General features: G+C 42.9%; 29 protein-coding genes. 23 read left to right on the top strand and 6 right to left on the bottom strand.

Translation table 11 applies throughout. From position 1 onward, the window contains the following. Positions 1 to 9 precede the first annotated feature (9 nt). The 5 genes from HHK01_RS10555 (at position 10) to sigK (ending at position 3705) form a co-directional block, all read left to right on the top strand. Positions 10 to 753: a YrrS family protein gene (locus tag HHK01_RS10555; RefSeq protein ID WP_170007755.1), complete on the top strand. Its 744-nt coding sequence runs from the start codon at positions 10 to 12 to the stop codon at positions 751 to 753. 98 nt (positions 754 to 851) lie between these two features. Then, positions 852 to 1550: a 5'-methylthioadenosine/S-adenosylhomocysteine nucleosidase gene (gene mtnN, locus HHK01_RS10550; protein WP_170007754.1), complete on the top strand. Its 699-nt coding sequence runs from the start codon at positions 852 to 854 to the stop codon at positions 1548 to 1550. Between the two features lie 95 nt (positions 1551 to 1645). Then, a complete protein-coding gene (locus HHK01_RS10545) occupies positions 1646 to 1894 on the top strand; it encodes a YrhC family protein (RefSeq protein WP_170007753.1) in 249 nt (82 codons plus the stop codon). 474 nt (positions 1895 to 2368) lie between these two features. Continuing rightward, entirely contained in the window at positions 2369 to 2515 is a 147-nt protein-coding gene (locus HHK01_RS10540; protein ID WP_170007752.1) for a YrzI family small protein, read from the top strand. 473 nt (positions 2516 to 2988) lie between these two features. Beyond that, a complete protein-coding gene (gene sigK, locus HHK01_RS10535) occupies positions 2989 to 3705 on the top strand; it encodes an RNA polymerase sporulation sigma factor SigK (RefSeq protein WP_170007751.1) in 717 nt (238 codons plus the stop codon). A 114-nt stretch (positions 3706 to 3819) separates the two neighbouring features. On the opposite strand, the gene HHK01_RS10530 is transcribed toward sigK, so the two are convergent. Together HHK01_RS10530 and HHK01_RS10525 are read right to left on the bottom strand one after the other, a co-directional pair. Continuing rightward, a complete protein-coding gene (locus HHK01_RS10530) occupies positions 3820 to 4839 on the bottom strand; it encodes a F510_1955 family glycosylhydrolase (RefSeq protein ID WP_170007750.1) in 1020 nt (339 codons plus the stop codon). A 218-nt stretch (positions 4840 to 5057) separates the two neighbouring features. After that, positions 5058 to 5198: a hypothetical protein gene (locus HHK01_RS10525; RefSeq protein WP_170007749.1), complete on the bottom strand. Its 141-nt coding sequence runs from the start codon at positions 5196 to 5198 to the stop codon at positions 5058 to 5060. 267 nt (positions 5199 to 5465) lie between these two features. Between HHK01_RS10525 and HHK01_RS10520 the strand changes: the two genes are divergently transcribed. Continuing rightward, positions 5466 to 5606 (top strand): sporulation protein YjcZ, encoded by a 141-nt coding sequence (locus tag HHK01_RS10520; protein ID WP_170007748.1) that lies wholly within the window; start codon positions 5466 to 5468, stop codon positions 5604 to 5606. Positions 5607 to 5749: 143 nt separating this feature from the next. After that, entirely contained in the window at positions 5750 to 7543 is a 1794-nt protein-coding gene (locus HHK01_RS10515; RefSeq protein ID WP_170007747.1) for a M3 family oligoendopeptidase, read from the top strand. A gap of 107 nt (positions 7544 to 7650) precedes the next feature. On the opposite strand, the gene sda is transcribed toward HHK01_RS10515, so the two are convergent. Beyond that, positions 7651 to 7791: a sporulation histidine kinase inhibitor Sda gene (sda, locus tag HHK01_RS10510; RefSeq protein WP_170007746.1), complete on the bottom strand. Its 141-nt coding sequence runs from the start codon at positions 7789 to 7791 to the stop codon at positions 7651 to 7653. Between the two features lie 470 nt (positions 7792 to 8261). Here sda and HHK01_RS10505 point away from each other — a divergent pair, with 470 nt between their 5' ends. Genes HHK01_RS10505 through HHK01_RS10470 form a run of 8 tightly spaced genes read left to right on the top strand, consistent with a single transcriptional unit; the run spans position 8262 to position 13255 of the window. Further along, positions 8262 to 8783, top strand: coding sequence for a YqeG family HAD IIIA-type phosphatase (locus HHK01_RS10505; RefSeq protein ID WP_170007745.1), 522 nt, complete (start codon positions 8262 to 8264; stop codon positions 8781 to 8783). Continuing rightward, positions 8780 to 9871: a ribosome biogenesis GTPase YqeH gene (yqeH, locus tag HHK01_RS10500; RefSeq protein WP_228027546.1), complete on the top strand. Its 1092-nt coding sequence runs from the start codon at positions 8780 to 8782 to the stop codon at positions 9869 to 9871. Before HHK01_RS10505 ends, yqeH begins: the two co-directional genes overlap by 4 nt. Before the next feature lie 12 nt (positions 9872 to 9883). Then, positions 9884 to 10720, top strand: a complete 837-nt coding sequence (aroE, locus tag HHK01_RS10495) for a shikimate dehydrogenase (RefSeq protein ID WP_170007743.1) — start codon at positions 9884 to 9886, stop codon at positions 10718 to 10720. Next, positions 10714 to 11016: a ribosome assembly RNA-binding protein YhbY gene (gene yhbY, locus HHK01_RS10490; RefSeq protein ID WP_170007742.1), complete on the top strand. Its 303-nt coding sequence runs from the start codon at positions 10714 to 10716 to the stop codon at positions 11014 to 11016. Before aroE ends, yhbY begins: the two co-directional genes overlap by 7 nt. Further along, a complete protein-coding gene (locus HHK01_RS10485) occupies positions 11013 to 11588 on the top strand; it encodes a nicotinate-nucleotide adenylyltransferase (RefSeq protein WP_170007741.1) in 576 nt (191 codons plus the stop codon). The genes yhbY and HHK01_RS10485 overlap by 4 nt, the downstream gene beginning before the upstream one ends. Continuing rightward, positions 11575 to 12141: a bis(5'-nucleosyl)-tetraphosphatase (symmetrical) YqeK gene (gene yqeK / locus HHK01_RS10480; protein WP_170007740.1), complete on the top strand. Its 567-nt coding sequence runs from the start codon at positions 11575 to 11577 to the stop codon at positions 12139 to 12141. The genes HHK01_RS10485 and yqeK overlap by 14 nt, the downstream gene beginning before the upstream one ends. 5 nt (positions 12142 to 12146) lie before the next feature. Further along, a complete protein-coding gene (gene rsfS / locus HHK01_RS10475) occupies positions 12147 to 12503 on the top strand; it encodes a ribosome silencing factor (protein WP_170007739.1) in 357 nt (118 codons plus the stop codon). Then, positions 12500 to 13255, top strand: coding sequence for a class I SAM-dependent DNA methyltransferase (locus HHK01_RS10470; protein ID WP_170007738.1), 756 nt, complete (start codon positions 12500 to 12502; stop codon positions 13253 to 13255). The genes rsfS and HHK01_RS10470 overlap by 4 nt, the downstream gene beginning before the upstream one ends. A gap of 58 nt (positions 13256 to 13313) precedes the next feature. Here HHK01_RS10470 and comER read toward each other — a convergent pair whose 3' ends face one another. Further along, positions 13314 to 14144 carry a late competence protein ComER gene (comER, locus tag HHK01_RS10465; protein WP_170007737.1) on the bottom strand — a complete coding sequence of 277 codons (831 nt, stop codon included), beginning with the start codon at positions 14142 to 14144 and terminating at the stop codon, positions 13314 to 13316. Positions 14145 to 14184: 40 nt separating this feature from the next. Between comER and HHK01_RS10460 the strand changes: the two genes are divergently transcribed. The 3 genes from HHK01_RS10460 to HHK01_RS10450 all read left to right on the top strand — a co-directional run bounded on the left by HHK01_RS10460 (position 14185) and on the right by HHK01_RS10450 (position 17651). Further along, the gene (locus HHK01_RS10460; protein WP_228027545.1) at positions 14185 to 14862 is read left to right on the top strand and encodes a helix-hairpin-helix domain-containing protein; all 678 of its coding nucleotides are present in this window, start codon (positions 14185 to 14187) and stop codon (positions 14860 to 14862) included. A 75-nt stretch (positions 14863 to 14937) separates the two neighbouring features. Next, on the top strand, positions 14938 to 15402 hold the full coding sequence (locus HHK01_RS10455) for a ComE operon protein 2 (protein WP_407646958.1): 465 nt from the start codon (positions 14938 to 14940) through the stop codon (positions 15400 to 15402). A 227-nt stretch (positions 15403 to 15629) separates the two neighbouring features. Then, positions 15630 to 17651 carry a DNA internalization-related competence protein ComEC/Rec2 gene (locus HHK01_RS10450; protein WP_228027544.1) on the top strand — a complete coding sequence of 674 codons (2022 nt, stop codon included), beginning with the start codon at positions 15630 to 15632 and terminating at the stop codon, positions 17649 to 17651. Positions 17652 to 17720: 69 nt separating this feature from the next. On the opposite strand, the gene HHK01_RS10445 is transcribed toward HHK01_RS10450, so the two are convergent. After that, positions 17721 to 17858, bottom strand: coding sequence for a YqzM family protein (locus HHK01_RS10445; RefSeq protein WP_170007733.1), 138 nt, complete (start codon positions 17856 to 17858; stop codon positions 17721 to 17723). A 297-nt stretch (positions 17859 to 18155) separates the two neighbouring features. Here HHK01_RS10445 and holA point away from each other — a divergent pair, with 297 nt between their 5' ends. After that, positions 18156 to 19163: a DNA polymerase III subunit delta gene (holA, locus tag HHK01_RS10440; protein ID WP_170007732.1), complete on the top strand. Its 1008-nt coding sequence runs from the start codon at positions 18156 to 18158 to the stop codon at positions 19161 to 19163. 92 nt (positions 19164 to 19255) lie between these two features. Here holA and rpsT read toward each other — a convergent pair whose 3' ends face one another. Continuing rightward, a complete protein-coding gene (rpsT, locus tag HHK01_RS10435; RefSeq protein ID WP_170007731.1) occupies positions 19256 to 19522 on the bottom strand; it encodes a 30S ribosomal protein S20 in 267 nt (88 codons plus the stop codon). A 210-nt stretch (positions 19523 to 19732) separates the two neighbouring features. On the opposite strand from rpsT, the gene gpr reads away from it, so the two are divergent. From gpr to lepA, 4 genes are all read left to right on the top strand, one after another. Next, positions 19733 to 20845, top strand: coding sequence for a GPR endopeptidase (gpr, locus tag HHK01_RS10430; RefSeq protein ID WP_170008757.1), 1113 nt, complete (start codon positions 19733 to 19735; stop codon positions 20843 to 20845). 136 nt (positions 20846 to 20981) lie between these two features. Further along, a complete protein-coding gene (spoIIP, locus tag HHK01_RS10425) occupies positions 20982 to 22166 on the top strand; it encodes a stage II sporulation protein P (protein WP_170007730.1) in 1185 nt (394 codons plus the stop codon). A 28-nt stretch (positions 22167 to 22194) separates the two neighbouring features. After that, complete coding sequence (locus HHK01_RS10420) at positions 22195 to 22533, top strand: DUF3679 domain-containing protein (RefSeq protein WP_170007729.1); 339 nt, start codon at positions 22195 to 22197, stop codon at positions 22531 to 22533. A 180-nt stretch (positions 22534 to 22713) separates the two neighbouring features. Continuing rightward, on the top strand, positions 22714 to 24549 hold the full coding sequence (gene lepA / locus HHK01_RS10415) for a translation elongation factor 4 (protein ID WP_170007728.1): 1836 nt from the start codon (positions 22714 to 22716) through the stop codon (positions 24547 to 24549). The last annotated feature ends 38 nt before the right edge of the window (positions 24550 to 24587 follow it).

Raw genomic sequence — 24587 nt, 5'->3', positions numbered from 1 at the left:
GATTCACGGATGAAAAATGATTTTTACGTTAGCCGTTCAAGCGAGCGAGCGAAAAAGCGAAGAACAAACCTCATCTTAAATAGTCTTATTGGTGTCATTGTCCTGTTCATTGTAGTAGTAGGAGTTACTCTTGCTTTTGGTGGTGGAGGAGACGACGGAGCGAGTCAAGCAACGTCACCGGCTCCAGATACTGAAACTGGTACAGGAAATGATGACGGAGGCGACTCTTCTAACGACTCTAATGATACTAACGAAGAAACATCTGACGAAGAAACTAGTGCAAGCGAGGAGGATACACGTTCAGACTCGAACGCTGAAGAAGAAAACACGAAAAATAGTATTGACGAAAATAGTGAAGAGCAAGACGATAACTCTAATGAGAAAGCAGAATCAATTTCTGCTCGAGACGGAGTGGTAGTGGAAAACGTGACTGATGATCCTAATGTTGTCCGTACGTACAAGGACGACAGCTGGGGTCCTGTTCCAACTAGCCAGACAGGAGAGCACACGAACAACTTCGATGATACATCAAAAGACTGGTCTGAAAAGATTCAAGCAGTATCATACGCAACTGGTATTCCGACTGAAAGCATGGTTACGTGGTGGATGGAAGGTGGCGGACCTTCACAAGCCGTTGCTACAGTCAGTGATGAAACGAAAACGACTGCCTATCGTGTCTATTTGGAGTGGATAGACCGTCAAGGATGGAAGCCAACAAGAGTAGAAGAATTAAAGGAAAATGATAAAAAATGACAATTAAGAGGGGGCGGGAAGGAAACGCTTCCTCTTTTCTAATTTCTTCTTGTCTATGGTACAATGACTTTCGATGCTAGGAGAAGGGAACGAAGTGTATGCCAATTGGAATTATCGGAGCGATGGAAGAAGAGGTAGCACTCATTCGCCAGAAGCTAACAGACACTGCCACAACTCATATTGCAGGTAGTGAATTTACAGAAGGCAAACTAGAAGGAGTATCTGTTGTGCTTGTCAAATCGGGAATAGGCAAAGTGAATGCTGCTATGACCACAACAATACTCTGTCAACTCTATCAACCAACTCATATGATTAACACGGGTTCAGCTGGAGGCGTGTCTAAGGACTTACAGGTAGGGGATCTTGTTATCTCCACCGAAGTACTTCATCATGATGTGGATGTCACTGCGTTTGGATACGTACCGGGACAAGTACCAGGGATGCCTGCTACGTTCTCGGCTGACGAAAGCCTACGAACGCTAACGAAGCAAAAAGCGAGCGCACTAATGGGGCTTCAGGCTGCTTATGGGTGGATTGCATCAGGGGATGCGTTTATGCAAGACTCTGACCGAGTGAAGCAAGTGAAGTCACAGTTTCCTCATGTGATTGCTACCGAGATGGAAGCAGCAGCTATCGCTCAAGTTGCCTACGCGTTTAAAGTACCGTTTGTTGTGATAAGGGCGCTTTCAGATATAGCAGGACAAGAATCAAACGTCTCCTTTGAATCATTTTTGGAACAAGCTGCTGAACACTCTACGACTCTTGTTGAAAAGGTTATTGTGGCACTGGGGGTATAATGAACAACTGGAACTATTACCAACTATTACAGCCTTACAGAAGTACTTTCCTATGCTACACTGAACGTAACAGTGAGCAAGGAAGGTGATCGTTCTTGAAAAATAAGGCAAAAGAACTGAAGGCCAAAATGGAAGATTACAAACGATTTGCGCTCGTTTCGATGGCAGTAAGCGTTTTTTTGTATTTAGGTACGGTCATCCCGTCAATTGAAAAAACAGATTTTACGACTAACCTACTCATGATAGGAACATTCGTGTTGCTTCTGATGGCCACTACTTGCTTTTTTACAGCTCGTCGATGCCATCGCGCACTGCAAGATCATAACGATTCTCCATCAGCTTAATGATAAGTTGGTTGATGGTAACTTAAAAGATAAACTTCGCTGATTTTTCCATAGCGAAGTTTTTTTATTTGGCTCTTTTCGCATAGTTTGTTGCTATTGAGATGTACTGAACATAACATACCGCACCGGAAATACACGGCTCGTTATCGAACTAGAAAACAGCCTATTTTTAAGGTTTATAAGAGACCAATAATTGGGTATAATTACTATGTGAGGAACGGAATGGAGGTCGAATACAATGGAAGTTACTGTAGCTTTGCAACAAAACAACTTCATATTCACAACATATTTGACAAGTCGTGTCGTACACCTCACACTGATGTGAGTGCTCTAACTGTCTGCGCCTGTAGAGCGTGTGCCTTGTTCAGGGAAAGGCACTCCTTATCATGTGTATACATAGGTATGAACCACTGCTTGCCAAAAAAGCGGTGTTTTTTTGTGCCTAAAAATGCAACAAAGGAAGGAGGGAGACATGTGAAGACCCTAAACTTCGTTGGATTCACGGTAACCGTTTCACGCAACAAAAAGTCCTTAGAATCTTATGTGCACAACGAGAAAGTGAAGGAAATTTTTGAAGCTTCTCGTAATCGCGCTCACGAAATGTACCGCCATTTACCATAAAAACCTACTAGGGAACAAGAGAGAGGAGAGGAAGAACAATGGGGAAATCAATGAATGCACAGCAAATTCGAACCTGGGTAGAGGACGATAGCGCGTAGTTGTGCTAACAGCTCTGCGCTACATCAGAGAGGTGCATTATAACCGAGCACCCGTGAATTCACATACTAGATGTTTACATTGCCAAGAGAAGCGAATGCTTTTCTTGGCAATTTTCGTTTAAACATAGTCCTGTGTTCAAGAGTTCTCAAGGCAAACTATCAACATACATAACTGAAACAGTCAACCATTAAGTAACAGTATTCCATTTTTAAATTTACGTTCAGTAGGTGATGAAAGGAGAAGGACAGACACAATTCCTTATGGGCGACATAGGTATAAATACAGACGATTTAAAATACGGAAGCTAGTCGATTAAGTGACCGTATATATTTTCTTCTGTATGTATTGATGATCTTTACTCAGGAGGTGGGTTGATGTCACTAATTGGGGCTATTGGGTTTTTTGTTAAAGAGTTTCTTCTATTTGTCTCGTATGTGAAAAACAATGCGTTTCCACAACCACTCACACCCGAGGAGGAAAAAAGATACTTACGCGAAATGGCAGAAGGAGACGCCCACGCGCGCAACATGCTCATTGAACATAACTTACGTCTTGTCGCTCACATTACAAAGAAATTTGAAAATACTGGTGAGGATCCAGAAGATCTCATTTCCATTGGGACAATTGGGTTGATTAAAGCAATTGAAAGCTACTCGGAAGGAAAAGGAACAAAACTCGCAACGTACGCAGCTAGATGTGTAGAAAATGAAATTTTGATGCATTTACGAGCGCTGAAAAAAACGAAGAAAGACGTGTCCCTTCACGATCCAATCGGTCAGGATAAAGAAGGGAACGAGATTTCCTTGATTGATGTTTTAAAATCGGACTCTGAAGATGTTGTCGAGACGATTCAAAAGGGGTTAGAAATTGAGAAGCTGAAAAAGTTTGTGAACGTTTTAGATGATCGTGAGAAAGAAGTAATCGTAGGGCGCTTTGGGCTTGATTTGCAGAAGGAAAAGACGCAAAGGGAACTTGCCAAGGAATTAGGAATTTCCCGCAGCTATGTATCGCGTATTGAAAAAAGGGCATTGATGAAGATGTTTCATGAGTTTTACCGACAAGAAAAAGAGAAAAGGCAAGGGAATCGGTAGGGGTGCAAATAGATGGAAACACAAAAGGAGATCTATAGGGGTCTCCTTTTGTGTACATATGTAATAAAGATATGTAGAGAACTATACTGACATCCACAGCATATTCAGTTGGTATTATGCCCCTTGCATTTGCCCCTCGTCAAGTATAGGCTGAAATGATTGGCCACCGTCAGATGATAGATATCCGTCTATATCAAGAGTTGTAAATGCAATTTCTTCCTCATTTTCAGGGTTCACTGTTATATAAGTAATGGCATTTTCAAAGTCTAAGTAAGGGTTGTTGAGCTCTTTTACATCAGATCCATCTGTGTTGATTACACGAAGGACGATATCTTGTCCATCTACTGCCGCATAAATTATTTGTTCTCCTTTAAAGTCGATGGCGGTAATCTTTTCACTGTCTTTTGTAATACGAGAAACGGTATCTCCACCATCGCTTGAGAAATACGCCCCCTGTTGTGTTGCAATAGCTAACTTTTCCCCGTCTGTAGCATGTGTTGCCATCATGCCAAAGCTGTTGGCACTGAACCCTTTAAGGGCAAGAGAATTCCATGTGTTTCCTTCGTCAGAAGTGCGGTAAATACCAGGTGTCATTACGTTTCCACTTTCATCCTCTACTTCTGCGGTTATGAGCCCATATACGCTTTTTCCTTCGTAACTGGCTGCCATATAATGAAAGTCTACCTGACCAAATAGGCTAAGTGGTTCGATCGTTTCCCCCTGGTCTGTACTTTTCACGAGACCAAGTGGATTAACCAGCCCTTCTTGTGCTCCTTCGCCAGGGTGTCCACTAGCATAAAATCCTTCTGACGTTGCTTGAAATCCCATATAATCATTACGATTGCTTGTTGTTGTATACCATGCCCCATCATTGAAAAAACGAAGACCATCATGGGTGGCAAAGAGAAGCTCGCCCGTATCGCCATCAAATCCAAGCCCGTGCACATGCTCGATAGGTGTTTCTGCATCTGCGGATATTTTATATGCTGCCTCTTCACCAGGTGCAGCGTTCTCTTCAAGTTGTGGGTCGCTAGCTTGTCCTTCTTCATTCGGTAACTCTTCTGTTGAACAAGCACTTAATAAGAGAATCACGCCCAATCCAATCACACTAGTACGCTTGCGAAATTGTGTCATATTCACGCCTCCTTACACAATAGCGTACCCAATTTTTAGTGATTTTGAAAAGGGGAACAGCTTTCTGTTCATAAGATTGACACGAATTGTGGTTACCCCAATCAAAAATTTCCCATATTCATAGAAATGAGTCAGCTTTAATGAAAAGTAGTAAAGAGGATAAGACGAGAGTAGTCTATTTTAACGGAGATTTTTTATAAGAAAATGAGCCAAAGTAATTACAGTAACTGTTTGACATCCCGGATTCGAATCGTTTGCCTTCCTTTTCCTTTACATTTCGGACATTTTTTTGTTAGGACCCCATACAATTTGATCACGCCTTGTCCGTGACAAACTTGACAAAATACGACGACCTTCATATCCATTCCTCCTCGTAAAGTAGTAGTTAGATCCCTTCCTAGAAGGACTTTCAGTTGATCAGAATCACACGAAGATGTGTGCGTAACAGGCATGTACAGACGGGTGTTATTTCCTATATGTTTATGTGTTTGTATGTGGAACTGTGAGTTGTCTAGTAGAGAATAGCGAAGAACCCGCTTTTTTTTAGGCATAGACAGGGCAAAGGCCCAGTGCAAAGATCATGGTTTGTCATACGATATAAAAAGGGCGATGGGAGGGGAACTTATATGTACCCAGGCTATTATTATGCTCCATATCCTTATCGTCCGTATGGTGGAGGGTATGGATACGGAGCTTATTTTGCATTAATCGTTGTGCTCTTAGTGCTGCTATTACTTGCTGGGTTTTGGTACAAAGGAAATGTCTAATCGAATTGGCCTCTCCTATAGGAGGGGTTTTTTATTTCGAGAGGCGAGATGACGCATTGAGAACATTACATCCTTCATCTTGTTCGAAAGTGTGTGTGAATACTGAATATAATGTATAATAGTAGGTGAAGGGAGATGACAGAATGACAACAACCACTTATCAAGATACTTGGGATTTGGACGTATTTTTTCCTGGGGGCAGTGAATCGAAGGAGTTTGCCACGTATATCACTTCTCTCCAAGAACGGGTAGAATCCTTTACAACGGTGATAAACAATTGGGAAGCACCGACTTCTCTTGAGGAGGTAACCTCTATTCACCCCGTCTTACATACGATTGCAGAATTAAGTCAATCTATGCGTCAAGCTGGAGCATTTGTTAGCTGCTTAGAGGCACAAAATGTCCATGATACAAAGGCGAACGAGTGGCGTGGACGAATGACGAGGATTTCGGCTACGCTACAAAAGGCGTTAGGTAATTTTGAGCAGACATTAGCGTTGATTGATGACGAACTGTGGAATCAAATGTTAGGGCAAGAGGATCTTACCGCATTGGCCTTCGTATTAAATGAGCGCCGCGATAAGGCAAATGAGAAGGCCTCTCTACAAGAGGAAGCAGTTATGCAAACGCTCGCTGTCGATGGCTATCATGGATGGGGACAACTGTATAATCAGCTTGTAAAACGTATTTCTATCGAAGTAGAGGTGGACGGTGAAACGAAAAAGCTGTCTGCTGGGCAAGCGTCAAATCTTTTCTCACATCCAGATCGTTCTGTACGTAAAGACGCTTTTGAAAAGTGGGAAGCTGCCTGGGATGAGCAGTCAGATCTCCTAGGTAAAACATTGAACCATTTAGCTGGTTTCCGGTTAGGTACATACGAAACGAGGGGATGGGACAACGTATTGCACGAGCCTCTTCGTTATAACCGTATGCAAGAAGAAACGTTGACTCAAATGTGGTCGACCATTACGAAACATAAACCGAAGCTAGTAGAATTTTTAGAAAGAAAAGCTCAACTTCTAGGCGTCGATCAGCTCTCATGGTACGACATGGATGCGCCGATAGGGACAACAGGATCCAAGCGTTCTTACACGGAAGGTGCTGCGTTTATTTTGGAGCAGTTTGCACAATTTGGTGAAGAGCTCACTGCTTTTACGAAGAACGCATTTGAAAATCGTTGGATTGAAGCAGAAGACCGCGCAGGGAAACGTCCTGGAGGATTTTGTACAGGCTTTCCAGAGGATGGACAATCGCGTATTTTTATGACGTATAGTGGAACACCATCGAATATTTCAACGCTCGCTCATGAACTTGGTCATGCATTCCATTCCTATGCAATGCGTGATATCCATCCTTTAAATCGTCAGTATGCGATGAATGTAGCAGAGACTGCTTCGACTTTTGCTGAAATGATCGTGAGTGATGCATCCGTTCGCAATGCGCAATCTAAGGATGAAAAGATTGCATTATTAGAAGACAAGATTCAGCGTTCCGTTGCGTTGCTCATGAACATTCACGCACGCTTCCTTTTTGAAACGCGTTTTTATGAGGAGCGTAAAAACGGGATAGTCTCTGTTGATCGTCTGAAGGAATTGATGACAGACGCCCAAAACGAGGCATATTGTGGAGCTTTGAGCGATGTACATCCAATGTTTTGGGGGGCAAAACTTCACTTTTATATTACGGGAGTCCCGTTTTATAACTTCCCGTACACATTTGGGTACCTATTTTCACTTGGTATATATGGGCGTGCTCTGGAAAAGGGTACAGCTTTTGAAAGTGATTACATGGCCTTATTACAAGATACAGCTAGCATGACAGTGGAAGATCTTGCTCAGAAGCATCTACATGTTGATTTAACATCGCCCGCTTTCTGGGAGGATGCATTGAAACCGATTGTGGCTGATATTGACGAGTTTCTTGAACTTACAAAATAAGAGTGATTTCTAGTTAGTGCAAAACCTGACAACGATTTGTTCTGTTGTCAGGTTTTTTTAGGTGTTTTTCAAAAAAAACCTCCACCGGTTGCGATGGAGGAGAAAAGTTATGGGGTAATCGTCATTTTGTGCATGAGCGAACGTCGTTGGAGCTCGCTTTCAATGAGGCAAATAAATTCGTGGCTTAGCTTTAGCTCTTTTGCTTTTTGATAAGATTCAACTAGTAGTTCATCGGACAGCCTACGCATCTTCCTCACTCACCTCCGTGGTACTTGCCGTTCTATTTTTTATACATCACCATATACTAGTAGGTGGTGTACTGTTAATTTACCAAATTATTTATAAGAGAACAAGCGTTCTGATTATCCACAAGCGCCAGTGGATAAGTTGTGGGTATGTTGTGTGTAAAGAGGATGAAGTGTTGAGTGAGTAATGTGTATAGTGTGTGTAACGTTATCCACAGCTGTTGAAATAGGTGATATTTTGTCGAATTATTTTTATTTCGCATCACAATTTGTCGTGTTTTGTTATCTAATCTCCAGTGTTTCGTTTGAGCTGGTTCGAAAATATTTTGAAAGAGACACGTTTTTTCGGTATGATAAATGCACGCTCACAGGATCATGTCGCGCCTTAAACGGAGTTTTCTTGCTAGAACGGTGTAGTGTAAAAGAAATTCCTTAAAGAAGATGCTATACAAGAATAAAGGAGGCACAAACTAGTGCTTAGAAAGTTTTTGCCGAACGAGTACGTGAAAAGTATATACGAGATCAGTCCAACAAAGTTAAAAGAGCGTGGCATTAAAGCTGTGATTACTGATTTGGACAATACGTTGATTGAGTGGGATCGTCCGACTGCCACTCCGAATTTAATTCGCTGGTTCGAAGCGCTTCGAACGGAAGGAATTCTTGTCACCGTTGTCTCTAATAATAATGAAACAAGAGTGCGTAACTTTGCAGATCCATTGCGGATTCCTTTTATTCATCAAGCGCGAAAACCATTTAGTCAAGCCTTCCGAAAGGCAATCAAACAAATGAGTGTAAAACGAGAGGAAGCCGTCGTTATTGGCGATCAGGTACTTACAGATGTACTAGGTGGAAATCGTGGAGGATTTTACACGATCTTAGTCGTTCCTGTGTCAAGCTCGGATGGATGGATGACCCGTTTCAATCGCAAGCTAGAGCGAAGAATTTTACGCTACTTTAAAAGAAAAGGGTTGTTAGAATGGGAGGAACAGGTATGATCACTTGTTCAGGTTGTGGTATTGATATTCAAACAGAGCAACAAGACAAAATAGGCTTTGCGCCAAAGCAAGCGCTCACAAGGGATATCCCCTATTGTCAGCGCTGTTTTCGTTTGCGACACTACCATGAAACGCCTTCTGTATCGTTGACAGACTCTGATTACTTGGAGCTTCTTCACGAAATTGGCTCACGTAAAGGATTGTTTGCGAAAGTAGTTGACATTTTCGATTTTCACGGGAGTTTCTTGCCGGGATTACAAAGAATGATCGGTAGTAATCCATGTGTTCTCATTGCGAATAAAGTAGATTTATTGCCTAAATCTGCTTCTCATGAACGATTGATTCATTGGATGAAATACGAAGCAAAACAACTCGGATTAACAGTCCAAGATGTTTTATTAGTAAGTGCTCAAAAAGGTACAGGTGTTCAAGAGGCAATGCAGCGATTGGATGCCCTTCGTGAAGGAGAGGACCTTTACATAGTCGGTTGTACCAATGTAGGGAAATCTACCTTTATCAACAAAGTATTAGAAGAAGCGATGGGGGAGAAGGAGCTTATCACAACATCACAAATCCCAGGAACGACGCTTGGACTTATTGAGATTGGTCTTGAGGACGGACAAGCACTTTATGATACACCTGGAATTGTCAATGCCGATCAGATGGCGCATGTACTCACAGCAGACGAGTTAAAAGCGATCACACCAAAAAAGGAAATTAAACCAAAAGTGTACCAGCTAGACGAAGGACAAACGTTATTTTTAGGCGGATTGGCCAGATTAGATTTTCTTAGTGGTGATCACGCCTCATTTGTTGTGTATGTAGCAAACGATTTGTATATACACCGGACAAAAACAGAACGGGCAGATACTCTTTATGAAGAACACGTTGGTGAAATGTTAACGCCACCAACGAAGGATCGAAGTGCAGCGTTCCCTTCCTTAACAGCACAAGAATTGTCTAGTAAGAACGAAGAGTGTGATATTGTGTTTAGTGGTCTTGGTTGGGTACGAATTCCACCAGGTGTCCGTGTGCGCGCATACGTACCAAAAGGGGTAACCTGTTTAGTGCGCAAAGCTATTTTATAGGAGGGATGAGTAATGAAGTTATATGGAGTTGTTGGCGATCCGATTGCTCATTCCCTATCGCCTCTTTTGCACAACTATGCGTTTGATGAGCTTGATATAGCGGCACACTATCAGCCATTTCATATAAAAAATGATCAACTCGCGGCCTTTGTGACTGCCTGTCGAACTTTAGACATTCAAGGGTGGAATGTGACGATCCCACATAAGCAAACGATCGTGCAACATCTAGATCGTCTTGATCCATTATGTGAAGCGATCGGTGCTGTGAACACGGTTGTGAAAGTTAGGGAAGAATATGTAGGGTATAACACGGATGGCGTTGGTTTTTTAAAGGGGTTAGAAGAGGTGCGTAAAGTCAATACAGGTGATCGGGTGCTTATTATAGGGGCTGGCGGTGCAGCGAAAGCTATTTTATACACGCTCCATGACGCGGGGATTCGCCAAGTAGATGTTTATAATCGAACAGCAGGTAACGCCCAAAATCTTTTGCAGGAAAGTCCATTTTCTCATAGTGGGGAAGTACTAGCTTACGAAGAAGGAATCGTTGACTGCACGATGTATGATCTAGTGGTGCAAACCACTTCTGTCGGTATGTATCCTCATATAAATGTATCTCCAATAGAAGCGCACTTCCGAGAGGGATCGTGCGTTGTAGACATCATTTACACCCCTTTTGAAACAAAGCTCTTAACAGCAGCAAGAAACCAAGGGTGTTGCGTACAAAACGGGATTCCAATGTTTGTTCATCAAGCGCGCTTAGCATTTTCTCTGTGGACTGAAGCGGATGCGCCTATTGAGGCATGGAAAAGATTGATTACGAACCAGTTAGGAGGGACAGCAACATGTTAACAGGCAAACAAAAGCGTTTTTTACGCGCGAAAGCACACCACATTCAACCGATTTTCCAAGTAGGAAAAGCAGGTGTTGGAGAGAACCTAGTTCAACAAATACGGGATGCTCTCGAAGCACGAGAACTATTGAAAGTTAGCGTACTACAAAACTGTGCGGAAGATAAAGACGAGGTCGCTGCAAAGCTTTCTAAAGGAGCTAGAGCTGAACTAGTTCAAGTAATCGGTAGTACAATCGTTTTGTACAAAGAAAGTAGAGAAAATAAAAAAATTGAGCTACCGAAAAAGCATCAATGACTCGTCGCATCGGATTGTTTGGAGGCACCTTTGATCCTCCCCACATTGGGCATTGTATTATCGCGAACGAAGTGTTGAAAAGATGCCAGTTGGATGAGGTGTGGTGGATTCCAACGAGTACTCCCCCACATAAAAACAAGTCGAACGCAGTATCTGACGAAGCAAGATCACAAATGGTCAAACTCATTTGTGAGGAGAACGAATCTTTTCACTTTTGTGGGATCGAGCTTGAGCGTTCGGGGAAATCATACACGGTTGATACGGTGTTGTCGCTAAAAAAAATGTACCTTGATGCTTCATTTTCATTTCTTATAGGTGGGGATATGATTGCTTACTTGCCGAAATGGCATCGTATTGAAGAACTCGTCAAGCTAGTAGAGTTTATCGGTGTCGAGCGGGAAGGGTATTCTACTCATTCACCGTACGAGTTCACAAAAGTTGAAGTGCCAAGCATGGCGGTCTCTTCTTCTATGATTCGAAGCAAATTGAACAACGGGGAAAATGTTCGATATCTTGTACCGGATAATGTATGGAATTGGATTCGGAAGGAGGGACTATATGGAACGAGCTAAAGCACTCACTGTTGTGAAAAAAGTGCTCCCGCAAGCCCGCTACGAGCATACACTAGGTGTTGTGGAATCTTCTCTTGAACTTGCAGAAGCCTACGGGGTCGATATGGCAAAGGCTGAAATGGCAGCCATTTTTCATGATTATGCAAAATATCGAGATCGTGATGAAATGCAGCGCATAATTCGTGAGGAACCTATACTTCCGGACTTACTCTTACAGTACCATCATGAATTGTGGCATGCCCCTGTAGGAGCCCTTCTCGTAGAACGCGAATGGGGCGTTACAGATCGGGAGGTATTGTTGGCAATTGCAAGTCATACGACAGGAAGACCCAATATGATGCCGTTAGAGCAAGTTGTGTTTGTTGCTGATGCGATTGAACCTGGTCGTACATATCCTGGAGTAGAGCAGTTACGAGAAAAAGCGAAGCAATCCTTAGAGGAAGCGTGTATCGCCGTTTCACAACACACGATACGCTTTCTACTGGATAGACAAGTAATGATTTATCCGTTAACTTTAGAAACCTATAATGCATTTGTACAGCGAAAGGGGTAAAACGATTGGGAAATCAACAACAATTAACACACATAGTAGAGGCTGTCGTCGAGAAAAAGGCGCACGATGTGACCATTTTACGTATGGAGGGAATTTCACTTCTCACAGATTACTTTGTTATTTGTCATGGAAACTCTGATACACAAGTCCAGGCTATTGCTAGAGAAGCAAAAAAACAAGCTGATAAACATGGGTATCAGGTCAAACGACTAGAAGGATTTGACGAGGCAAAGTGGGTATTACTCGATGCAGGTGACTGTGTTCTGCACGTGTTCCATCGTGACGAGCGCCCGTATTATCATTTAGAACGTCTGTGGGGAGATGCTGAACTCCTCACTGTTGACGATGTGATTCCACAGTGAGTTATGAATGGTTTTCCAAAGTGTACGATAGGCTAATGGAAGAAGTACCATATGACGAATGGGCAAAATGGGCAGAGAAAGAACTGCTCGCGTCGTCTTCGCGTCCGTCCTTACACTTGTTAGATCTAGGGTGTGGAACAGGTGAAATGACTCTGCGTCTTCAACAGGCTGGTCATCAGCTTGTTGGGGTTGACCTCTCAGCAGAAATGCTCACGGTTGCACAGGAGAAAGCAGATATGCTCTCGCTTTCACCGTTATTTTTGCAGCAAAACATCGTGAATTTAGAAGGGTTTTCTAACATGGATGGCGCTGTGATGATGTGTGATGTGTTGAACTACGTTACAGATAGCTCCGAAATACAGCAATTGTTCAAACGAGTGGCAGAGACGTTAGCACCGGGAGGATTACTTTTATTTGATGTGCACACACCATACAAGATCAGAAACATTTTTGCGGATGAAACGTTCGCTTTTGCAGGTGACGAGGCAAGTTACATTTGGGAATGTACTTATGAAGAGCCCGATACAGTCACACATGATGTAACCTTTTTTGTTCAGCAAGAAAATGGCATGTATGAACGCTGGGAGGAAACGCATGTACAGAGAGCATATGAGCTTACTTCATTACGAAATTGGCTGGAAGAGGCCGGTTTTGTAGTGGTGAGCGTGAGCAGTGGACCTAGGGGAAACCTTTCTGAAGACAGTGAGCGGGCTTTCTTTGTTGCACGAAAAAAGAGTGGCGATGACAAATAAGTCTTCGCCACTTTTTTCGAAATTCTTGCAGGAATTTGTTTATAAATGTCGAATCGATTTAAGTAGTAGATTGCTGAAACTGTCTGTTTACTAGCTCTACATCTTCGTCAAACTTCTCATGGGTTGCGAGGAAAAGGTGCCGGAACACATCTCCTAGCTCTTCCTCAAGAACGCGAATTCCTTCTCCAGTGACACCGCCTTTAACACATACTTTTTCCTGTAGTGTGGGAAGTGTATAATGCCCTTGCTTTAACAACTCACCAAGTCCTATTAACATTTCTCCCGCCAGCTTAGTAGCAGTCTCTTCTTGTATCATCGTCTCCTTAGTTGCTCCTTGAACGAATCGCCTTGTCATGTAGGCATAGAAGGCTGGTCCGCAACTAATAATGTCTGATGCCACTCTGGTTATCGACTGATCGATCTCGAGAGGTGTAGAGAACTGCTCAGCGAATGTCCACAACATTTGTCTCCATTCTTTTGTACACGTTTTAGAAAAGGTGAACAACGATACCCCTGCTAAAGCTCGGTTTGTGATGCTTGGAATCATTCTTGCTGTCGAGCAAGGGGACATTTGTGATAGCTGTTCTACCGATATCGGGCTCGTAATGGAAACAATACATTGTTCCTTCGTCAAAACAGGACGAATTTTTTCTAAGAGTGCATGCATATCCTTCGGCTTCACACAAAGAAAGAGAAGGTTGCACCGTTCGGCCAACGCTTCTGGAGAGTCGACGACAGTTAAAGAAGGGTATTGTTGCTGGAGATTTTCAGCTTTTGAACGCGTCCGGTTATGAATGGAAACCGAGGCTTGTGAAACGGCTTCCGATTCCACCATCGCTTCAATTAGAATCCTGCCCATGTTCCCAGTTCCAATGACTCCTACGTGCATTTCGATATCCCTCCTTCTTTACAAAAACAGTCTCCTTTCAATGTATGAATCAACAAGTGCAAATATGAAAGACGAGGTGGAAACGATGTCAAACTCATTGTGGACGACCACAGAAAGGGGAGGAATTAGGAAGAGTAAAGTTCCATGGATTTTAGCGGGCATTGCTATGACCACGACCATTATTATTTGGGGTGTTATGACGCAAAAAGAACCCATATCTACTGTGGAACCCCCTTTGTCAGAAACAGAAGAGATGAATAATACTCAAATAAAACAACAGGATAAACTATCGGCAACTGAATGGATGGTGGATGTGAAGGGTGCAGTGAAAAAGCCAGGAGTGTACACAGTCACACAAGGAGAACGAGTCATTGACGTAATTGAAAAGGCAGGCGGATTAACTGTAGAGGCTAATCAAAAAAGTCTATCACTGGCACAATACGTTACAGATGAAATGAGTGTATACGTCCCGAAAATAGGCGAAATCGTGGAAGAAAGGGAAGGTGAATCACCTATAGGATCAGGAAGGATATCACTCAACACCGCAACGGTGGAAGAACTTGATACTTTGCAAGGAATAGGTCCAGTAAAAGCGGAGGCAATCGTAGAGTACCGAGAAACGAACGGACTTTTTCGAAGTTTAGAAGACTTGTTGCAAGTAAATGGGATCGGGGAGAAAACAATTGAGCAAATTCAAAATGATGTTCTCGTTCCGTAAGAAAATACCTCTTGAGCAGAATGGAGAACGGGTATTACAATAAAAGACAAGATGAATAAAAGGGAGACCATTATGATGAATGAGCGTATTAGTTGGGACCAATTTTTTATGGCGCAGTGCCACCTTGTTAAGGAGCGAAGCACGTGTACAAGGTTAGCTGTGGGCGCCACGATTGTTCGAGATCATCGTGTGATTGCCAATGGCTACAACGGCTCCGTAGCGGGGAGCACGCACTGTATTGATGTAGGTTGTTATGTAGTAGAGGGTCACTGTGTACGTACGGTTCATGCGGAAATGAACGCTTTGCTTCAGTGTGCTAAGCTTGGTGTGGGAACGAACAGTGCCTCCATATATGTAACCCACTTTCCTTGTCCTAACTGTGCAAAAGCGATTATTCAAGCAGGTATTTCACACGTATATTATGCAAATGTTTATCATAATCACCCGTACGCGGTAGAGTTGTTAGCAGAAGCAGGAATTACTGTGATGCACATTCCATTTGAACACAGCGCTCTTACGGATCTAATTACTAAAGGATGATATGGTCCCGATTATTGTGCTTGTCCCTTTTCACCGTTGGGGTAGTGTGGACGGTTCTTGTACCATCTGTGTATAGTTTTTTGTTCAGTATTGTGATTTTGTTACTGCAATTATTTCTTTTTAGGTGGAAGGTGGTACTTTGGTCTGCTCTCCTTGCTCTCCCCTTCTATCTTCACACTGCTTACACGGCTCAATTCATGATGGAACGTGTCTCTCTGTATGAACAGTTGGAAACTATTAGAGGAGACTGGCAGGTCAAATCAATGCCTATTGCTTTTGAGGGCGGGTTTCGAGCCACGGTTGAGCTTGTCAGTAGCCCCTCCTTGTCCGAAGTGGGGGATGATGAGTTCCAACTTGTCGTTTTTACAGACGACCCTCTCCCTAAATGGACACCCACTGCAACGATCTGTTCAGCATCCTTCCAGTTTGAATCTCCATCCCGCACTACAGTACCAGGTACATTCCCTGAAGAAGCCTACATGAAATCTATTGGTGTTGTAGGAACTGTAGTGGCAAACGAAGTCCCCGTGTGCCAACAAACACAACGCTTGCCTACCTTAGAGACGATTCGCTATGCTTTTCTTCAAAAGATTGATAATACTTATCAGGAAGACGTAGCAGCTACGGTCAAAGCGTTAGTATTTGGAGATCGTAGTTCGCTGGACGAGGAACAAGTAGCAGCATTTCAAACGCTCGGTTTGTCACATATACTAGCGATTTCAGGATTGCACGTTGGGATTTTTTCCTTAGGATGTTTGCAATTGTTACTTCGATTAGGATTGCCACGAGTTGTTGCCATGATCGGTTTAGGGGGGATCTTACTCAGTTATACGATCATTGCGGGTGGAGCCCCTTCCGTACAGCGGGCAGTTGGGATGACCGTATTGGCCTTTCTTGCTTGGCCTATCCGCCATAAGGTGCATCCTGTAAGTATTTGGAGTATTTGTTTACTGCTATTACTATGGCTTGATCCATTTTTATTATTAGCAGTTGGTTTTCAGCTTTCTTTTGCTGTATCACTCATTCTCGTTCTTTCTAGTCAGTCTTTGCTCGCTTCGACTTCACACGCGATATGGGTGTTTATCCGTGTTTCTCTATTAGCACAAGTAGGTTCTTTGCCTCTGTTACTTCTCAACTTCTACACGTACTCTCCTTACAGTCTCATCGCAAATTTCATTTTTGTTCCGGTGTACACACTCTTTCTTATACCCGTTAGTTTTCTGTTGACGATAGCAGCCTTTGTTTTACCTTCTCTTGGTAGTGTACTGTCTACAGGGATTCAATTCCTAAATGGAGGGCTACAATGGGCTGTTCAAGCTATTAAAGGGCTGCCCTTCTCCTCTGTTACTTTCGGAGCACCATCATTTGTCGAACTGTTCTTACTAGTTGTGGCCGTGGTACTGGCTATCCAAAGGTTTGAATGGGATCAATATGCAAAAGGTGTGGAGATCGTTCTCTTTGCCTTGTTTGTACAGATAATGGGTTTTTTTTCAGCACCAATGGGCGAAGTGACCATGATAGATGTGGAGCAAGGAGACAGTCTATTCGTGCGAATGCCTTATGACGGAGGTACATTTATTGTAGATACAGGTGGGTATTTTTTAGAAGAAGATCGCTATGTAGAAGACAGGATTCTTCCTTTTTTGAAACAAAGAGGGGTACGAGAATTAGATGCACTTATCGTTACGCACGAGGATATTGATCATTCGGGTGGGATTGAAACACTTTTACAAAATATGTATGTAAAGGAACTCATTGTCGCAGAGGGGGAGGCTGCTAAGTATAGGGTGAAAGGTAGTGTTCGTGAAGTAATGCGAGGGGATCGTATTTTTCTTAGAGGAACGAAACTCGATGTGTTGTCACCAGGTGAACAGGATTTGTTGTCAGAAGATCCAAACGATCGTTCGCTTGTTCTATTTTTGCGAGCTGGTTCTTTAACATTCTTATTAACAGGAGATTTAGGAATAGAAGGAGAGCAGGACATACTTGCTGCCTACCCACAAATAAAAGCGGATGTGCTGAAGGCAGGGCATCATGGAAGCAGAACGTCTACTTCAGCAAAATGGGTATCGCAATTAAGCCCGTCTATATCTTGGATTTCAGTCGGGAAGGAAAATAACTATGGACATCCACACGAAGAAGTAATTAAGCGTCTGGAAGGCACGACTCTATTTACAACGGCTGAAAACGGCACAGTGAGTTACTTCTTTACAAATTGGTTCGGCACCTTTCGAACCGCCATACCATAAGATAGAAAAGGACAGTTGATGTTGTGAACGAAAAAAGGTGGTCTCAGTAAGTGAGCCACCTAGCAACGACTACATGGTGCCGAAAAATTGAATGAGTACTGCAATAACAAACATCGTTGCGAAAAAACCAAAAGAGACAACAAATCCGACAGCGGAGTCGACCGCATCATTTCGTTTACTTTGGACGTCTTTTTCGAAATCGTTCATGACTAGCCCTCCTAATCGCTTTTATTATAAAGAAACCAAGATGAAAAATCTACCCTAGCAAGAGTTGTCATCCATACTTTTGAAGCTACTGGCTACACTACTTATGACGAGAAGGATTGAAAAGTTCGAAGTTTCCTTCTCCTACTTTGAACCTATTGTGATTGCGATACCGCAGTCTCTTCCCAAACAAGTACACGTAAGAGACTGCGTTCATATAGATGAGGATTGGCTTTCACGTAGCCAATCCTTCCTCTTTTATTGTACCATGTAGAAAAGAAACTCTAGGACGTGAACACGGTGCAACAAATTTGGAAATCGTTACAGCAAGGGAAAGTGTCTCCTTTATATGTGCTCTATGGAAGTGAAGATTATGTAAGGGAAGAGACTATACGACGTATTCAAGCTGCATTGCAACAAAAAGAAGATGTTGAAACGGATGGATACGATTTGAATGAAGTGTCTGTGCAAGAGTTGGTAATGGATGCCGAAACGGTTCCTTTTTTCTCTGCACATCGCCTTTTAATTGGTAGAGAAGCCACTTTCCTCACGGGGGCAAAACAGAAGCAAAAAGTAGAGCATGTATTGGACTCCATCCTTTCCTATGCGACGAATCCCGCTTCGTTCTCAACGGTCGTGTTGACCGTACGCGCGGAAAAACTCGATGAACGCAAAAAAATTGTGAAGACTTTAAAGTCAGCAGGGGAAGTCATTTCATGTCAGTCTCCGAATGTAGAAAACGTGCAAAAAATGGTTTATGAGTACATACAAGAGAACCAGGTAGCCATTTCCCAAAACACCCTGGCTTATTTTATTACCCTTTGCCAAGGGACATTAACTGTAAGCATGAAAGAAGCAGAAAAACTTATTTTATATACAGGTGCTGGTGGCACAATAACACAAGAAATTTGCGATCAGCTTGTCAGTAAAACATTGGATGCAAATGTGTTTACTTTTTTGGAACATGTTGTTCATCAACGAACTGGAGAAGCGTTTCGCTTGTTGGAAGATTTGTTGAAACAAAAAGAAGAGCCTATTCGTATGTTAGCCTTGTTACATAACCAATTTCGCTTGATGGCACAAGTGCGTGGTTTGGAAGGAAAAGGATATTCTGAAAAAAAGATGGCGAGTATACTTAGTGTTCACCCGTTTCGAGTAAAAATGGCACGAACACAAGGAAAAGCGTTCCCTAACCAGAAGTTAAAGGACATTTTGCAAACGTGTGCTAATACAGATGTAGCCATGAAAACGGGGACAATGGACAAAGAACTCGCTTTTGAAATGCTACTGTTTACTATTGTGAAATAAGAACATCAAAAAGGAGCCAGCACAGGCAGGCTCCTTTTTTCATTGTCTAGCTACAGCAAGTTAATCAACTCAACCTGCTTGCGCTAGGTGATTTATGCTTGCAGTCCGTTCACTTGTTTCGTCAAGCGAGACTTATGACGGTTTGCCGCATTTTTATGAAGAATTCCTTTATTAACAGCTTTGTCAAGGTGCTTCGCAGCTACTTTTAAAGAATCCTGTGCAGCCTGTGCATTACTGTTCGCAACCGCTGCTTCTACTTTTTTAACCGCTGTGCGCATAGCAGATTTTTGAGCTGCATTGCGAGCATAGCGCGTGTCATTCGTTTTCACACGTTTGATAGCAGATTTGATATTAGGCAATCTCATCCACCTCCTACCTACAAAATCTTAGGTTCATAAACCCATTTTTCTCTATTCGTCATGAGAACAAATGTAATTTTATCAAAGGGAACTACCGTTTGCAATAGTTTCTGTATCGCATTTCACTTTCGCATGAGACTTCCGTTAACCGGGAACGCTAAATTTCATAGTAGGAAAGGGGCGAATATCATGGGAAAAGGGAAACGTTTAATGGACGAGCAAAGCGCTGAAGATACTAAATTATATCAAGTACGGACTGATTTAGCTGTTGAAGCGAGAGACATGGCTACAGAAACAGATGAGGCGTCTTCCTCTGAATTAGATGGCGTTATAGTAGAAGAGCGTGAAGAAGATGGTGTTCACGTGTCCTCTCTAACAATTACAGAAACTGGAGAACGAACTGTAGGAAAAAAGAGAGGTCGATACTTAACGTTAGAAGCACAAGGAATACGGACAGAAAATATAGATGTACAGCAAACAGTAGAAAAAGTGTTTGCCAAAGAGTTAGGGGCCTTTTTACAAGATGTTGGCGTTGGACCGAACGACACTTGTCTCGTCGTAGGTCTTGGGAACTGGAATGTGACCCCAGATGCCCTCGGGCCACTTGTTTGTGAAAACTTGTACGTTACAAAGCACCTCTTTGCACTACAACCCGAAACAGTGCAGGAAGGATATAGACCCGTTTGTGCCGTTTCTCCTGGGGTGATGGGGCTAACAGGGATCGAGACAAGTGATATCATCCTCGGAGTAGTTGAGAAGGTGAAGCCAGACTTTGTAATTGCCATTGATTCATTGGCATCTCGTTCTATTACACGCGTGAACAGCACGATTCAAGTGTCTGATACAGGAATTCATCCAGGGAGCGGGATCGGGAATAAACGCAAAGAACTAAGTAAAGAGACGCTCGGAATTCCTGTTATAGCCATCGGTGTGCCAACTGTTGTGGACGCTGTGAGTATTACGAGTGATACGATCGATTTCATCTTAAAGCACTTTGGTAGGGAAATGAAAGAAGGCGATCGTCCATCTCGTTCTCTTGCACCAGCAGGCATGACGTTTGGCGAACGGAAAACGCTCACAGAGGAGGATCTCCCCCAAGAAGAGCAGCGCCAGTCATTTCTCGGAATGGTAGGGACTCTGGAAGAAGAGGAAAAACGCCAACTCATTCGTGAGGTTTTGTCACCGCTCGGACATAATTTAATGGTGACACCGAAAGAAGTAGATGTTTTTATGGAAGACACAGCAAACATTATTGCGAATACGTTGAATGCAACGCTACACCAAGCTATTCAACAAGAAAATAGTGGATTTTATACTAAGTGAAAATTGGGTAAAGAGGAAATCGGGAAAAACCGCTTTCCTCTTCTCAATTCAAGTGTCTACTTTCTTTTTTCGTTCTATCTTGTCTAGCAAAGGCATAAGTTGTACTAGATTCCATTGCTAGAAAGGGTGAACGTTTGTGTTGCGTCCTCAAACATCGTCTACTTTCATAGAAGCTGTCCGTCCTGTCACTAGAGGTATTGCTCTTTTTTTCTCAGCTCTTGTTGGTTTATTCGTCATTGCTGGCGGTCTGACAAGTGTAAGTGCTAGCTATCAGTGGACGAGTGACTGGGTATCCAATGCCACGAGGCAATTCGATGGTTCAGACTGGTACCAGTTATTTGTAGCTGAAAATCGCTACTTCGCGGCATCCCTACCAGCGGATGCAGAGCGACTAGAACAAACAGATCTTTTCTTTCAATTGTCAAACAACATCTCTTTAGACGATCCCCGTTCCTTCCTGGGGAGAGAGCTACCTGGGTTTGCGTTGTACGACAGTAGAATTTTGGCCGCCGCCGATGATGTCGATTATACAAATTTACCTAAAGAGAATCCACCACGTGAAGAGGCTTTAGATGTAAACCGTGAGCCGACAATAATTAATTATAAAGAGTCTTTAGACGAAACTCCTGACACTCCGGTTAATCCTGAACAAACGACAGGAGAGAAAGATGTGGTGTATGTGTACTTCACACATTCCCGAGAATCCTATCTGCCGTACTTAGAAGGCGTGACGGATCCTAACTTGGCTCAACACTCTGAGTTAAACGTAACGAAAATAGGCGACTCATTAAAGGAAAGTTTAGAACGTCGAGGTATCGGTACAGACGTAGATAAAACAGATATCGTCGGTTTAGGGGTTCAACAAGGACAAGAATATTATGAAGCTTACGACACAGCGAGACCGGTTGTAGCGAATGCTCTCGAGAACAATCGAGATTTACAGTATGCCATTGACATTCACAGAGATTCTTATAGAAGAGAAGAAACAACAAAAGAATTTAATGGTGTTCCGTACGCTCGTTTAGCTTTTGTTGTCGGTGGAGAGAATGAAAACTACGAACAAAATATGAAATTAGCGAATGAATTGCACGCGAGATTAAACGAAAAATATCCCGGTATTAGCCGCGCAGTAGTGGAAAAGAGCGGGACAAACGTGGATGGGACTTACAATCAGGATTTAACATCTAATTCGTTGCTCGTAGAGTTCGGTGGCGTTGACAATACATTTGAAGAGCTAAATAGAACAGCAGAAGTGTTCGCAGAAGTGTTTAGCGAGTATTACTGGCAAGCAGAAGAAGTATCTGGTAGCCCCTCACCATAACAATTAAAAAAGAAAGGAGTGGAGAATAATGGTTCGTTTTAGTTTAAAAGTGTTTGTGACGATCTGCGTGTTGTTCCTAGGGGTTTTAATCGGGTACCAACAGGCAACGACTGGACTCGAAAACATGCGTGGCTTTGATGACCCAGACATCTCCCCTCCTGTGGACGTTGTGGCTACTTCAGAAGGTGAGTATGAAGCTTCATGGTTTGGGAATTCTATCTCGAGTCATGATCTTGATTCAAAACAACAAAAGCTAGAAGATATGGAAACGTATAATTTCTTCTCGGAGCTTGGTCAAATCGTCGCAAGTGTGACAACTGTCATCACGGATTGGTTGTTTTCGCTACTTGCAAACTTACTGCCCTAGGGCCCACAGGACGTGGATTAGGAAGGTGTTGCGATACGGAGACACGATCTTAGCTTTTCATCCTTATATCCACCACCTCGTGTATCATTCTTCTCGGTACATGAGGTTTTTTTATAGACGTTAGTTGTTCAGACTTTGTGTGACTGCTATAATCGTACTCGATGAGTAGGAGTGAACGAGATGAACTTAGCAGAGAAAAAGAATCGACAAGAACGAATTCGGAATTTCTCCATAATCGCACATATCGACCACGGAAAATCAACGCTGGCCGACCGTATTTTAGAGCACACAAAAGCGCTCACCGCACGTGAAATGAAGGCGCAGCTTCTCGATTCAATGGACTTAGAACGGGAACGGGGCATTACAATTAAGCTAAACGCTGTGCAGCTTCGTTACGATGCGAAGGATGGCGAGACGTATATTTTTCATCTAATTGACACACCTGGACACGTGGATTTTACGTACGAAGTGTCACGAAGTCTGGCTGCGTGTGAGGGAGCTATTCTTGTTGTCGATGCAGCACAAGGAATTGAAGCGCAAACGCTAGCGAACGTCTATCTAGCTTTAGACAATAATTTAGAAATTCTTCCCGTCATTAATAAAATTGACTTGCCGAGTGCGGAACCGGAGCGTGTACGACAAGAAGTAGAGGATGTCATCGGGTTGGATGCTTCCGAGGCAGTGCTTGCTTCAGCAAAATCTGGAATTGGCATTGAAGCTATTTTAGAGCAAATTGTAGAAAAGGTGCCTGCCCCAACTGGCGATCCCGAAGCACCTTTACAAGCTCTCATATTTGACTCATTGTACGATCCATATCGGGGGGTAGTCGCCTACATTCGAGTTGTTGAAGGCTCTGTTAAAATTGGTGATAAAGTCAGGATGATGGCAACAGGCAAAGAGTTCGAAGTAACAGAACTCGGTGTATTTAGTCCGAAACCTACGGCGTTTGAGGAACTTTCTGTAGGGGATGTAGGTTTCTTAACAGCTAGTATTAAAAATGTAGCTGACACACGTGTAGGGGACACCATAACTTTAGCTAAAAATCCTGCTACAACGCCTCTACCTGGATACCGAAAATTAAATCCGATGGTATTTTGTGGTCTGTACCCAATTGATTCGTCAAAATTTAACGACCTTAGAGAAGCGTTAGAGAAGTTGGAGCTAAATGACTCTGCACTTCAGTACGAACCAGAGACATCACAGGCGCTCGGATTTGGCTTCCGCTGTGGTTTTCTTGGGCTACTGCACATGGAAATTATCCAGGAGCGAATTGAACGTGAATTTAAAATCGATCTCATTACGACTGCACCGAGTGTAGTGTATGACGTGCACCTAACAGATGGAGAACAGCTACGTGTTGACAACCCGTCTAATATGCCTGATCCGCAATCAATTGACTATGTTCAAGAACCGTTCGTAAAAGCAACTGTTATGGTGCCAAACGATTTTGTTGGAGCTGTTATGGAGCTTTGTCAGGAAAAACGTGGCGAATTTATTGATATGCAATACTTGGACGAGAACCGTGTCAGCATTGTATACGATATTCCGCTTTCAGAGATTGTGTACGACTTCTTTGATCAATTGAAGTCCAACACAAAAGGCTACGCATCGTTTGATTATGAACTCAAAGGGTACAAAACGAGTAAGCTTGTGAAAATGGATATTTTACTAAATGCTGAAAAAGTAGATGCGTTAAGCTTTATCGTTCATAGAGATTCTGCCTACGAACGAGGGAAGATCATCGTTGAAAAACTGAAAGAGCTCATTCCACGTCAACAGTTTGAAGTGCCTATTCAAGCAGCTATCGGCACGAAAATTGTGGCTCGTTCTACAATTAAAGCAATGCGGAAAAACGTCCTTGCCAAATGTTATGGTGGTGACATCTCTCGGAAACGGAAGCTGTTAGAGAAACAAAAAGAGGGTAAACGCCGCATGAAATCTGTAGGATCTGTAGAGGTTCCCCAAGAAGCGTTTATGGCCGTCTTGCAAATGGACGACAAAGAGAGTAAAAAGTAGATGAAGGTGATCCAGAGTCAAGCTCTCGGATCACCTTC

The organism is Bacillus fonticola, from assembly GCF_012955605.1.
GTDB classification, from domain to species: Bacteria; Bacillota; Bacilli; order Bacillales; family JC228; genus Bacillus_CG; species Bacillus_CG fonticola.
The sequence above is the reverse complement of the archived record's forward strand: the minus strand, read 5'-3'. Positions and strand labels throughout refer to the sequence as shown.